At 37.7% G+C, this 12,733-nt stretch carries 11 protein-coding genes and 1 tRNA gene; 10 read left to right on the plus strand and 2 right to left on the minus strand.

Going from position 1 to position 12,733, the window contains the following annotated elements; translation table 11 throughout:
* Positions 1 to 69: 69 nt before the first annotated feature.
* Complete coding sequence (locus G7050_RS04205) at positions 70 to 516, minus strand: nucleoside deaminase (RefSeq protein WP_166111636.1); 447 nt, start codon at positions 514 to 516, stop codon at positions 70 to 72.
* Entirely contained in the window at positions 513 to 728 is a 216-nt protein-coding gene (locus tag G7050_RS04210; protein ID WP_166111638.1) for a hypothetical protein, read from the minus strand. The genes G7050_RS04205 and G7050_RS04210 overlap by 4 nt, the downstream gene beginning before the upstream one ends.
* Before the next feature lie 81 nt (positions 729 to 809).
* Between G7050_RS04210 and G7050_RS04215 the strand changes: the two genes are divergently transcribed.
* From G7050_RS04215 to G7050_RS04260, 10 genes are all read left to right on the plus strand, one after another.
* Complete coding sequence (locus G7050_RS04215) at positions 810 to 1,562, plus strand: CPBP family intramembrane glutamic endopeptidase (RefSeq protein WP_166111641.1); 753 nt, start codon at positions 810 to 812, stop codon at positions 1,560 to 1,562.
* Between the two features lie 4 nt (positions 1,563 to 1,566).
* Positions 1,567 to 2,778, plus strand: coding sequence for a DUF763 domain-containing protein (locus G7050_RS04220; RefSeq protein ID WP_166111644.1), 1,212 nt, complete (start codon positions 1,567 to 1,569; stop codon positions 2,776 to 2,778).
* A gap of 118 nt (positions 2,779 to 2,896) precedes the next feature.
* Positions 2,897 to 2,972: transfer RNA gene (locus G7050_RS04225), tRNA-His, on the plus strand.
* A gap of 155 nt (positions 2,973 to 3,127) precedes the next feature.
* Complete coding sequence (locus G7050_RS04230; RefSeq protein WP_166111647.1) at positions 3,128 to 3,574, plus strand: hypothetical protein; 447 nt, start codon at positions 3,128 to 3,130, stop codon at positions 3,572 to 3,574.
* A gap of 163 nt (positions 3,575 to 3,737) precedes the next feature.
* Positions 3,738 to 4,634, plus strand: coding sequence for a hypothetical protein (locus G7050_RS04235; protein WP_166111649.1), 897 nt, complete (start codon positions 3,738 to 3,740; stop codon positions 4,632 to 4,634).
* A gap of 156 nt (positions 4,635 to 4,790) precedes the next feature.
* Complete coding sequence (locus G7050_RS04240) at positions 4,791 to 6,083, plus strand: TolC family protein (RefSeq protein ID WP_166111652.1); 1,293 nt, start codon at positions 4,791 to 4,793, stop codon at positions 6,081 to 6,083.
* A gap of 30 nt (positions 6,084 to 6,113) precedes the next feature.
* Entirely contained in the window at positions 6,114 to 7,205 is a 1,092-nt protein-coding gene (locus G7050_RS04245) for an efflux RND transporter periplasmic adaptor subunit (RefSeq protein WP_166111655.1), read from the plus strand.
* A 101-nt stretch (positions 7,206 to 7,306) separates the two neighbouring features.
* The gene (locus G7050_RS04250) at positions 7,307 to 10,399 is read left to right on the plus strand and encodes an efflux RND transporter permease subunit (protein ID WP_166111658.1); all 3,093 of its coding nucleotides are present in this window, start codon (positions 7,307 to 7,309) and stop codon (positions 10,397 to 10,399) included.
* 229 nt (positions 10,400 to 10,628) lie between these two features.
* Positions 10,629 to 11,315: a response regulator transcription factor gene (locus tag G7050_RS04255; protein WP_166111661.1), complete on the plus strand. Its 687-nt coding sequence runs from the start codon at positions 10,629 to 10,631 to the stop codon at positions 11,313 to 11,315.
* A 52-nt stretch (positions 11,316 to 11,367) separates the two neighbouring features.
* A complete protein-coding gene (locus tag G7050_RS04260; protein ID WP_166111664.1) occupies positions 11,368 to 12,720 on the plus strand; it encodes a HAMP domain-containing sensor histidine kinase in 1,353 nt (450 codons plus the stop codon).
* Positions 12,721 to 12,733 lie beyond the last annotated feature (13 nt).

The raw sequence follows: 12,733 nt of genomic DNA on the forward strand, positions 1-12,733 counted from the left end.
CACAGACCCTTTTATGGCTCCGCATCGCATACCTGCGACCCCGTAAATTAATAGAAGGGTCTGTGACCCTTAACGTTTGCTTTTGAAGAAGTCTTGCATCAATTGGGCACATTCCTTTTCGAGAACACCCGATACAATAGTAGTTTTTGGATGTAATGATTTTGGAGAAATCAATGAGTAACCTCTTTTAGGATCGGCAGCCCCATATACAATACGGGTGATCTGCGACCAACCTAAAGCTCCTGCACACATCGGACAAGGCTCTACTGTTACATAAAGAGTGCAATCAACAAGATACTTCCCTCCCAATACATTGGCAGCAGCAGTGATAGCCTGCATTTCGGCATGAGCCGTAACATCATTTAATGTTTCCGTAAGATTATGAGCTCTGGCTATAATTCTATTCTGACATACAACAACTGCCCCGATAGGCACCTCATCTTTCTCATATGCATATTTAGCCTCATTAAGAGCCTGACGCATAAAAGACTCATCGTTTAATATAGTTGTTGTCATCGGCGCATTTCATTTTCTCCGAAAAGGGTCGGATAATCCAGTTCGAGATTCTTGAGAACGTGAGCCAACACAGTTTCTCGCAACCAGCGCGATTTATTGGATATCTTATACTTCTTCATGTATAAAGATATCAGATTATACTCTTCGTCACTCAACGAAAAGTTTGCTTGCTTGGTACGAACCGCAGCTATCTGTTTCTGTTTTGGCTTCATCGGTGCAAAAATAGCTTGCTTTAAGCGAATATAAAAATAAATAGAATAATTTTACGTCTATATCTATATAAACTTGCAGTAATGGATAAACAACTTCTCAGATCTTTTTGGCAAAACATCCTTACCTATAATTGGAAATTGGGTATTCTGCTGATACTTTTATTCGGTATACCCCGATTTATTATCGTTCTCGAAGCCAATATTTCGGGAAATTATGGTTTGGTATCTATTATATTTATGCTCATGTGGATCACCCCTTTTATCCTACTGAATAAAAAAGGCAGAACGTATATCGGCATAAGAAAACCTCAGAATTACAAATGGTTGCTCTATTCTTTTCTTATTGGATCCGCCTTTTGCTCATTCATGTTTGTCAGCTCATATCTGTTATTCGGAGATTCCATCAGCAATAGTTTTGTATATATTTCAAAATCATATACACTTCCTACGGGTGAATTAACGGCAATTAACAAACTGATTCTCTTCACAACATTTTCTCTTACCGGAATGACTTTTAGCCCGATCGGCGAAGAGTTCCTATACAGAGGTGTTATTCACGGGAGTTTTGTAGAAAGATTCGGAGAACAAAAAGCATCCTTATTCGACAGCCTTGCTTTTTCGGTCACTCATTTGGCACACTTCGGCATTATCTATAATTTAGGCAAATGGGACTTTTTATTTTTCCCGGCTCTGCTTTGGGTATCAGGCATGTTTATTTTAAGTCAATTACTCTTTAGATGTAAGCAAATGACCGGTTCGATATGGGGAGCCGTAATCGGCCATGCAGGTTATAATTTTGGAATGATGTATTGGATATTCTATCACATATTTTGAGCCGATGAAAAGAGGACACGCCGATTTACCGCTGCATTACGGAACTGTACCGCCTTGGCTTGCACAACGCATGAGCCATCTGGGTGGGGCTATCGTAGAAGCTATTGTTATTGAATATGGACGCACTGCTCTATTACAAAAGCTGAGCGATCCGTTCTGGTTTCAGTCCTTAGGCTGCGTATTGGGTATGGACTGGCATTCGTCAGGCATTACGACTTCGGTTATGAATGCTTTAAAGAAAGCGATCAATGTACGTTCTGCTGAATTGGGCGTATATATCTGTGGTGGACGCGGAAAAGCATCACGCCAGACTCCTACCGAACTTATAGCTGTAGCCAACCGAACGGGATTAAACGGAACGGAACTTGTTACAGCCAGCCGCCTATCTGCTAAAGTAGACAATACCGCCATACAAGACGGATTTCAATTATATCTCCATTCTTTTGTTGTAACTGTCGAAGGCGAATGGGCAGTTATTCAACAGGGTATGAATCCCAATGAAAAGATGGCTCGCCGTTATCATTGGATGTCGGAAAACGTAAAATCTTTTACCGAAGAACCCCACTCCTATATTTATGGAAAGAATCAGGGATTGATACTGAATCTGACGGACAAAGATGCACGCCCTTTAAAATCGGGGATATTAGATTTGACTAAAGAAAATCCAGATAAATTGATGCGGGAAATATCTTTAATTATGCCCAATCATCACGAGGTACAAGCAAAAGATGTCAACCTGAAACGATTGGGAGCAGCTCTTGCCTTAGCACACGAAACAAATGTACAGGACATAGAATCGCTTTTATTATTGGAAGGTGTAGGACCTCGTACCGTACAATCGTTGACCTTGGTAAGTGAGGTCATACATGGTTCCCCCTCTCGCTTTTCGGATCCTGCCCGATTTAGTTTTGCTCATGGTGGTAAAGACGGTCATCCTTTTCCGGTTCCTTTAACCATATATGACGAAACTATCGAAATATTCGATAAGGCTGTTCACCTCTCCCGATTGGGAGAGAAAGACAAATCGGATGCATTACGAAACCTCTCAAAAATTGCTCAGGAGATGGAACGGGGATTTACCCCCAACAATAATTTTGATGCTATCGTTCAAAAAGAAAGAGACGAGTCATACCTTTACAGAGGTAAAACGGTCTTTGGTGATGCTAAAAAGCCCGATAAACCTAAAGGAAATATTCAACTCAATTTGTTTGATTGATCTGATTAACAGCCCTTATCTATCTTTAGAGAAAAGGATCTTCTTTTTTGATGATTTTTTTCATGCAAACATCTTGTTTCAGTAAAAAAAATATATATCTTTGCACCGCAAACAAAATGGTGATTGTAGCTCAGTTGGTTAGAGCGCCTGATTGTGGTTCAGGAGGTCGCGGGTTCGAGCCCCGTCTTTCACCCTCAGCATAAAAGCATTCTTGATTCATTTCAAGAATGCTTTTTTATTTCACTATTTTTACATACGTTTGTAATAATAAACTATACAACTAAAGGTCGCAAACCCTTTTATTGCTTTGGCAAGTATAATAACTAAGTCACTAAAAAAAACATCACATATGACTAAAAAATTACTAAACCTGACAAAAGTAGCCTTATTAATATTCTCAATTTCTTTTTTATTGGGATCATGTACGAAGGATAACTATATAGATAATCCCACTCAATGGGATGTTAGAGACTTTGTAGTTAGAGAAAATATGTGGCTATGGGATCCTGTTGATGAATGCTATTATTGCGAATTTACACATAATCAGCTAACTAATTTTGTTGCAGAGAATGGGGCAGTAACTGCTTCAACTCTTATCGATGCGACATTCAGACCATTAGCGTTTACAACTTACTTTTGGGATGAAAAGTCCCATTATGTCTCAGAAACAATAAATTTCGAATACGGTGCTAATTTTATCAGATTTAATATTACAGCTTCTGATTTATTCGACAATGTAAATGTTAATACATTTAAACCAGGAGAGTATATATTCAAAACAACTTTAATTTGGTGAAAAATATTTATGATTAATAAAAAAGTCTTCTCTATTAAGTTAGAGAGGACTTTTTTATTAAATAACAGTATAACAAACTCCACTTAATAAACAACCAGGATATAATTTAACTTAAATAATTTTCATTATCTTTGCTTTTAAGTTAAATTTTAATGCAAATTTTATGAGAAATCTATTTTTATTAGCTTTATCTATTTTCTTTTTTTCGTCATGTTCAAACGACGATACGATTCTTTCTAGCACTAATTTAAGTAATGAATCTACGGATTCAAAGCCGATATTAAAAACAATAGAGTTTATCTATAAAGGTAAATCCTATTCTTCTGAATATTATGAAAAAGGCGATTCTGTGGTTATTTTGGACTACGAAACACAGATAATCTATAACAATCTAGGGAAGAATGAGAATAAATTTGTACTTGTTAGCGATGATAATAAAATTACCTATTTTGATAATGAATCTGAATATTTAGAGAATCAAAAAACAAAACCCCAATTAAGAGCAACAGATTCAACACCTTATATGAAAATCGTTGTAAGATTATATAAAAACATAGACCCCTTGTTTAATTCTTCAACTACGATGGTTATAGAAAAAACGTACAAAGCACTAAATACTAGATTGACTACAGATGATAGAGAGTTGGGGTTAATTCCAGATTTAAGGGTTTATAGTCATAATGATAATATATCAATGGCAAAAGTCTCTTTATATATAGGTAATATGACACCCGATTTTAACTTTAGGGGACAAGCAGCTTTATGGATGTATGAACATATAAACTATGGAGGTGAATCTTGTGCTGCTTATGCTGCTACTGCTTGGAATGATTCGCAATATGGACCAATGAAACCAGGTGAAGAAAAGGGAGAAACTACTCAAATCGTACTTAAAGCTTTCAAAAAATATAATGGGGATAGCTTTAATGATATAATTTCATCATTAAAGATTATATTGACATATACAAACATGAATGAGGCCAGCGTCAGAGAGTCTGGAAGTAGAGAAGAATCTAGCACCCCTAGGACACCTTCTACTGGTTCCGGAGGTAGGTCTTAATAGATCTTATATAAAATAATAAACGCCTGTAAAATTACAGGCGTTTTCTTTTTCTAATCCAATTCTAATCTTGCCTTAATAAATATCTAATACACCTCAAAAACGCCTCTAATCTTAGGACGATATATTTGCAACACAAAATATTGATTCCGAAAGATGAGAAAATACCTATTACTACTAGTAAGCATTTTAAGTCTAGCCAATAGCTACGCACAAGAACCGCAAGTGCTAAAACTTTCAGCCGAACAGGTCGAAGCATTATTCCTAAAACAAAACCTGCAACTTATAGCCGAGCATCTGAATATTGATTTGGCAGATGCCGCCATTATACAAGCCAAATTATGGGATAACCCCGAAATATCTGTCGGATCGGTCAACCTATGGACTACCGATAAACAACGTGAAGGCGAAAAAGAAGTGATCCCCCCTCTGTTTGGTTCTTTCGCCCGAAACACCCAATTCTCTGTAGAACTGAGTCAACTGATTCAAACCGCAGGCAAAAGAGGAAAGCTAGTAAAACAAGAAAAGGTTTCTAAAGAAATAGCTATTCAGGAGTTCGAAGAAGTTTTCAGAGGACTAAAAATCGAACTTCGTAAATCAATCAACGAAATCGTCTATCTACAAGCTTATCAAAAAGTTCTCGCACAACAAGAAGAGTCTCTAGGGCAACTAATCACAGCTTATCAGAAGCAAGTAGCACAAGGTAATATAGCCAAAAGCGAATTACTCAGATTGCAATCGTCCTTACTCGAATTAGAAAACGAATCAAACGATACACAAATAGACCTTAACGAACAGCAAAAAGGTCTTAAAACACTACTCAATGTTACTCCTTCGGTTGTCATCGTGATAGAAGACAACGCACAAACTGTACAAGACCCAAACAATTTATCATTAGCTAATCTGCTTGACATGGCTTCAGAATTTCGTCCTGATGTAAAAGCTTCAAGATTACAGACGCAGTTTCATGAAAAGTCGCTGGCATACGAAAAGGCTCAACGTATTCCCGACCTTACTGTAAGTGCAAATTATGACCGTTATGGTGGTGTTTGGAAAGATTTTGTTGGCTTTGGTGTAAGTTTCGATATCCCTTTTTTCAACCGTAATCAGGGAAATATAAAAGCTGCACGTATCAGTCGAGATCAAAGTATTCACCTGGCAGAACTTCAACAAAATCAGGCACAACACGAAGTAGCCGAAGCTTATGGCAACTATGCTTTAGCCTATCGGTTCTACAAGCGTGTAAGCGAAAACAGTTTGCTATCGGAACTTGACGGTATGCTCACCGTATATACTAAAAACCTGCTGAATAAAAACATCAGTATGCTTGAATTTATCGACTTTATGGATTCTTATAAAACCAATAAAGAAACCCTTCTGTCGGCTCGTAAAAAGGTAAATACACAATTCGAGGAACTACAATACACGGTAGGATCGGATATAAAATAAGGCTATAAGTAATCGAAAGAACTAAAACATATGATAAAGAGACAAATCACATTCACCGTCGCAGCTCTACAAATACTGCTCCTTGCATCTTGTGGAGGCAAGTCTGATATAAACAGCGGAAATAATAAGCTGGAAATTAAGCAGGCCTTTCTTCAAAATGTACAAACAACCAAAGCCGTATTGAGCAACCAAGAGGAAGAATTAACTCTGACAGGAAAAGTTGAATATGACCCCGACAAGGTTATCAATTACGTACCTATGATCGGAGGGATTATAGAGCGTTCGTATTTTTCTCTAGGCGATAAAGTCCAAAAAGGGCAAACACTGCTCGACATCAGAAGTACCGAGTTGAGTTCCCTGCAATCGGAACGTGTTGGTCTCGAATCGGATGTTAAGATTGCAGAGCGTGAATTAAAAACCGCCAAAGCCATGTTTGACGACAATATGTTGTCTGAAAAAGAACTGATGGAGGCACAGGCCAAACTGAGTCAGGCACAAGCGGCATACAGTAAAATACAAACCGATATGTCGGTATTCGGGTCGAACAAAGGAAACGGAACATTCTCTATCAAAGCTCCCATGAGTGGCTATATTGTCAGCAAGAATGCTTCATCGGGAAGTACTGTATCAGCAGACGGCGACCCTTTATTCATTATTGCAGACCTAAGTACTGTATGGATTACGGCCAATGTATATGCAAGTAATCTGCTGTTTGTTAAAGAAGGGCAGGAGGTGAAAATTACCACCCTATCCTATCCGGGCGAAATTTTCTATGGAAAGATAAACTCATTGTCACAGGTATTTGATCCTGAAGAAAAAGTTCTTAAGGCTCGCATCGTGATGCCCAATAAAGACCTGAGGTTAAAACCTGAAATGTCTGCCGTAATCAGATTAAAGAATGAAACTCATAACAAACTGGTATCAATTCCATCAGAAGCATTGGTTTTTGATAACGACCGCTACTATGTAGTTGTCGAAGAATCACCCGATAATTTTGTATCGAAAGAGGTTACCCTCAGCGGACATCACAACAATGTATCTTATGTTACTTCGGGAATATCAGAAGGAGAAAACATAGTTATAAAAAATCAATTACTGATATATACTGGTCTTAAAGATTAATATATAGAACTGCTTACATATTCAGGCAAGCATAACAATCATAAACTAAACTGTTAGTGCTTTTCAATATATCATAAAACATTACTAGATATCTATATAGTATGCACAAATTTGTAGAAAATATAATAGCATTTGCCCTACGTAATCATATACTTGTACTTTTTCTGACAGGTATACTATTTATAGCAGGTATTGTATGCTACTTAAATACGCCTATTGAGGCCTATCCGGATGTAACCAATACCCGTGTCAAGATTATTACTCAATGGCAGGGACGTAGTGCCGAAGAGATCGAAAAGTTTGTAACCTTACCCATCATGCGGGAAATGAATACTATTCCCCGTAAAACAGATGTACGCTCGACGTCGTTATTCGGATTGTCAGTAGTATCTGTTGTTTTCGAAGATGGAGTAGATGATTTCTACGCACAACAGTATGCCTCGAACCGTATGCAGGGGCTGGAACTACCTGAAGGAGCAGAAGCGGGAATAGAACCTCCATCGGGTGCAACAGGAGAAATATATCGCTATGTCATCAAAAGCGATTTACCCATACGCGAAGTAGCTGCTCTTAACGAATGGGTCATCCAACGAGAACTATTATCTGTACCCGGAGTAGCCAGCATAGCTAGTTTTGGTGGAGAAGAGAAGATGTTCGAAATAAAAGTAAACCCTGCCGAACTCAACAATTACGATCTGTCTCCGTTAGCGGTATTCGAAGCCGTTTCGAACAGTAATATAAACGTAGGTGGAGACATTATACAAAAAGGAAGTCAGGCATTTGTTGTCAGAGGCGTAGGGTTACTCGAAAGCGTAGAGGACATCGAAAATATCCTTATCGAGGTAAAAGGCGGTACCCCCATCCGTGTAAAACAAGTAGCATCGGTAAGCGTTGCTTCAAAACCCCGGCTGGGACAAGTAGGTCTTGACGGAGATGATGACGTAGTCCAAGGTATCGTAATCATGCTTCGGGGACAAAACCCGAGTGATGTAATTGTCAATCTAAAAGAAAAAATAGCAGAACTTAACGAAAGAATATTACCCGAAAATGTAAAAATAGAACCTTTTCTCGACCGCACAACTTTAGTGGATTCCACTGTACATACAGTTATCCGAAATTTGCTCGAAGGCATAATCTTGGTTTCCATAGTGGTATTTATCTTCCTTTTCAACTGGCGAACAACTCTGATCGTAGCTACAGTGATTCCACTATCGTTTTTATTTGCCATCGTTATGCTCCGTATACAAGGATTACCGGCTAATCTTATTTCGATGGGGGCTCTCGACTTCGGCTTACTTCTGGAGGGGACACTCGTCATAGTCGAGATTATTTTCGTGGAGATGGAAAAACGATCTGCTTTACTTCAAGGCAGGTACGAAAATACGTTGAAAAGCGGACTTATCAAGAAAAGTGCCGGAACCGTTGCATCACATATTTTCTTTGCCCAATTGATTTTGGTTGTGGCACTGTTCCCCATCTTCTCATTCCAGAAAGTAGAAGGTAAAATGTTCTCACCACTCGCTTTCACATTAGGATACGCACTTTTAGGATCTCTTATCCTTAGTTTAACCTATGTTCCCGTGATGTGTAAAGTGCTATTGACAAAACCGTTGAAAGAGAGAACTAATTTTATCAGCCGATTTTTCACCTCAACTTTATATAAGATATACGAGTTCGGTACACGATATCGAAAAGGAACCATTATTGCGTTCTGTATCCTATTATCGTTATGCATTGCCAGATTCTGTTATTGGGGCACCGAATTTATACCAAGTATGAACGAAGGAGCAATCTATATCCGTGCGACTTTACCAAACAGTGTCAATCTGGACGAATCGGTAAAGATCACAAAGCAGATGAAAAAGAAACTGCGGAATTTCGGTGAAGTGGAGTTTGTTCTTTCACAAACAGGGCGACCTAATGATGGAACCGATGCTACAGGATTTTTCAATATAGAGTTTCATACTCAATTGAAACCCGAGAAAGACTGGAATCGCAAAATCAGTAAAGATGATCTGATTAACGAAATAAAGGATTCACTCGATATATATCCCGGTGTTATCTTTGGGTTCAGCCAACCCATCCAAGATAATGTCGAAGAATATGTCGCAGGAGTAAAAAGCTCATTGGTTATCAAAATATTCGGGAACGACCTGCACCAGTTAGAGGATCTTGCCAATCAAACGGCAGCTTCCATTAAAGATGTTAAAGGGATAGAAGATGTAAATGTCTTTAAAAGTATAGGTCTTCCCGAATTACAAATCAAATTAGACGAAGCACGCATGGCTCGCTATGCAGTATCTATGGCAGATGCACAAGCAGTGGTCGAAATGGCTATCGGAGGAAAATCGGCGACTAAATTCTACGAAGACGAACGTACTTTTGATGTAAATATCCGTTTTCAGAAAGAGTATCGTGATAATGAAGATAAAATAGGTAATATTCTTATTCCAACGATGGATGGAAAACAGGTTCCTTTAAAAGAGATTGCCGATATTACTTTCATTACAGGTCCTACATTTATTTACAGGGATGGTAACAGCCGATATGTTGGAATAGGATTCAGTATACGTGATCGCGATTTAGGATCTACCATTGCAGAAGCTCAAAAGAAAGTAGCGGAAAATGTGCAACTGAAACCTGAAAATAAGATGCAGTGGGCAGGTGAATTCGAGAGCCAACAACGAGCTACCAAGCGTTTGATGGTCATTGTTCCAGCTGCATTACTACTGATATTGTTTCTTCTTTATATGAACTTCGGCACCATTAAAGATACCCTTATTGCAGCCAGTGCCATGCCTTATGCCTTTATTGGAGGGTTTATATCGCTATGGGTAACCAATACGACATTCGGAATATCGGCAGGAATAGGCTTTATTATCCTGTTCGGCATAACGGCAATCGATAGTATTTTGCTGATTGCATTGATGAAAAGTAAAATGCAAAGAAGCCATAACCTACGACTGGCTATTGACGAAGCTGTACACAGCCGGGTAAGACCGGTACTGATGATTGCCCTTATGGGGTCAATGGGATTATTTCCTGCAGCCATGTCAACCGGAATGGGTTCTGAAATACAAAGACCGCTGGCCATTATGATTGTTGGAGGAATATTAATCTGTATGCTACTATCGTTTACGGTCTTACCACAGGTATTCTACTTTGCTTACAGACGAGATAAAAGACTAAGATAATACCTTTTTTTCTCATTGATAAGAGACAGACCTATGCGTTTGACCGTTGAGGACAGGCATATGGGTCTTCTCTACAACTAAAGAATGTTATCAATAAAAAAATTATTATTTTTAGATTTTAAACTAAAATAAACTGTTTATTGTTGTATTCCAAAGTTATAACTAACTTTAGCTATTATACTCACCAAAGCAATAAAAAGGTCTGAGACCTTAATCAAATGGCTGTTTTATGGAGTTACTTCTCGTAGAAGATAATATACGCATCAGCGAGTTCATAGTTAAAGGACTTGTGGAAAGTGGCTTTTCGGTCGTTCTGGCTGAAAATGGAACTGATGCACGAAGCCTGATCAGTCAACGGGAATGGGATTTGATTTTACTGGATATAATGCTACCCGATATCGATGGTATAGAGCTCCTACAATACACACGCTATAAAAAAATCAATACCCCTATTCTCGTTGTCAGTGCTTTGGGCGAACCCGATGACAAGGTAAAAGCTCTCGATTATGGAGCCGACGATTATCTGGCAAAACCTTTTCATTTCAAAGAACTGATTGCTCGTATAAATGCTTTGACACGCAGAGCCAAATTAAATTACAATACACCCTCTGAAATACTTGAATGTGACGATCTTAAACTTTATATAGACGAACATCGCATAGAAAGAGGCAATACCGAGATAAAACTGACCCTTCAGGAATTTAAGCTACTTAAAATTCTGATGGAGAATAAAAATAAGGTACTGCCCCGTAGCCAGATTCTCGATTCGGTATGGGGTATCAACTATGATTCAAATACCAATGTAGTAGATGTATACATATCGTATCTGCGAAATAAAGTTGATATCGAAGGTCATACCAAATTGATAGAAACAATCAAAGGAAGAGGATATATGATTAGAACTCACAATGAATGAGGTATCTGATTTTCAAATAATACTGCACTAGATACTTATTGTTACTCAACATATGAAAGTACAAACTCGTTTAAGTCTGTTTTGCTCTATTATATTCGGAGTGGTTTTTGCCATACTATCTCTCCTTATCTATGGATTATATTATAATAATGTTGAAAAATCTATCTATCAAAGCTTAAAAAAAACAGTTCAGATTACCGCTCTTTTTTACCTCGAAGAAGATGAGCTAAATAGCAAAGACTTTGCTAAAATTAGAAAGCAATTCGAAGAAGCGGTTTCTGATTCTTATTATCAGATATATAACGAAAACGACCAGGTTAGTTATGGAGCTAAACCTGCAGATATTCCACCACATATACTCGACCGTATACGTAAAGAAAAACAGTTGTCTTTTTCGACCGATGAATTTTTATGCAATGGGATTTTCTATGAAGATAACCAAGGTGATTTTGTAGTCATCACTAAAAAGAAGAAAGAAGATCTCAATGAGCAAGTAAATCAGCTTTTATGGGTTCTATTAGCAGCTTTTGTAATAGGACTATTAGCCATCATAGGATTAAGCAGATGGGTTTCACATGTGGCATATCGCCCATTCAGAAAGGTAATAGATCAGGTAAATAGCATCTCAACCAAAAATTTAGATGTACAGATAGAATCACCACAGACCAAAGATGAGTTACAGGATCTTACTGATACATTTAATGAACTTTTAAATAAACTATCCGAAACATTTATCATACAAAAGAATTTTGTGAATTATGTATCTCACGAATTTAAAACACCTTTGGCTTCGATATTGGGCAATCTCGAAGTCTTTTCGATAAAAGACCGTACCCCAGAGGAGTATAAACAGCTATCAAATAAATTGATACAACAAATTTATCAATTAGAAGAAATATTGAATATCTTAATTGTTATATCCGATCTAAGGGAAGACTCAGACATTAGAACACAAATACGGATTGATGATCTCATATGGGAAATAATAAGCAAAATATCGAACCGTTATACAGGATCAAAAGTTAGAGTAAACGTAGATATCCTTCCCGAAGATGAACAGCTATTGTCTATCAATAAAGATAAAACACAGTTACTTATGGCTATGTTTAATCTGATAGAAAATGCAGTAAAATACTCTCAAGGGAACACTGTGGATATTCAACTCTCGAAAAAAGAAGACCATCTTTGCATAGCAATTGCTGATAAAGGAATAGGCATACCTTCCGATCAATTAGACAATATTAGCAAACCATTTTATCGGGCAGATAATACCAATAAAATACAAGGCAGTGGCATCGGATTATCCATAGCCTTACGTATTCTTGAAAAAAACCGGATCAAGTATGAAATTATCTCAGAAGAGAATAAAGGAACTACAATTATCCTAATTTTTTCGGGTACTTAAAATATTTACAAGA

The sequence above is a fragment of the Dysgonomonas sp. HDW5A genome (assembly GCF_011299555.1).
Classification (GTDB): domain Bacteria; phylum Bacteroidota; class Bacteroidia; order Bacteroidales; family Dysgonomonadaceae; genus Dysgonomonas_A.

What these genes read in the sequence shown, in the direction of transcription:
- G7050_RS04205 (WP_166111636.1), bottom strand. Translation starts at nt 516, where the DNA reads ATGACAACAACTATATTAAACGATGAGTCTTTTATGCGTCAGGCTCTT.
- G7050_RS04210 (WP_166111638.1), bottom strand. Translation starts at nt 728, where the DNA reads ATGAAGCCAAAACAGAAACAGATAGCTGCGGTTCGTACCAAGCAAGCA.
- G7050_RS04215 (WP_166111641.1), top strand. Translation starts at nt 810, where the DNA reads ATGGATAAACAACTTCTCAGATCTTTTTGGCAAAACATCCTTACCTAT.
- G7050_RS04220 (WP_166111644.1), top strand. Translation starts at nt 1,567, where the DNA reads ATGAAAAGAGGACACGCCGATTTACCGCTGCATTACGGAACTGTACCG.
- G7050_RS04230 (WP_166111647.1), top strand. Translation starts at nt 3,128, where the DNA reads ATGACTAAAAAATTACTAAACCTGACAAAAGTAGCCTTATTAATATTC.
- G7050_RS04235 (WP_166111649.1), top strand. Translation starts at nt 3,738, where the DNA reads ATGAGAAATCTATTTTTATTAGCTTTATCTATTTTCTTTTTTTCGTCA.
- G7050_RS04240 (WP_166111652.1), top strand. Translation starts at nt 4,791, where the DNA reads ATGAGAAAATACCTATTACTACTAGTAAGCATTTTAAGTCTAGCCAAT.
- G7050_RS04245 (WP_166111655.1), top strand. Translation starts at nt 6,114, where the DNA reads ATGATAAAGAGACAAATCACATTCACCGTCGCAGCTCTACAAATACTG.
- G7050_RS04250 (WP_166111658.1), top strand. Translation starts at nt 7,307, where the DNA reads ATGCACAAATTTGTAGAAAATATAATAGCATTTGCCCTACGTAATCAT.
- G7050_RS04255 (WP_166111661.1), top strand. Translation starts at nt 10,629, where the DNA reads ATGGAGTTACTTCTCGTAGAAGATAATATACGCATCAGCGAGTTCATA.
- G7050_RS04260 (WP_166111664.1), top strand. Translation starts at nt 11,368, where the DNA reads ATGAAAGTACAAACTCGTTTAAGTCTGTTTTGCTCTATTATATTCGGA.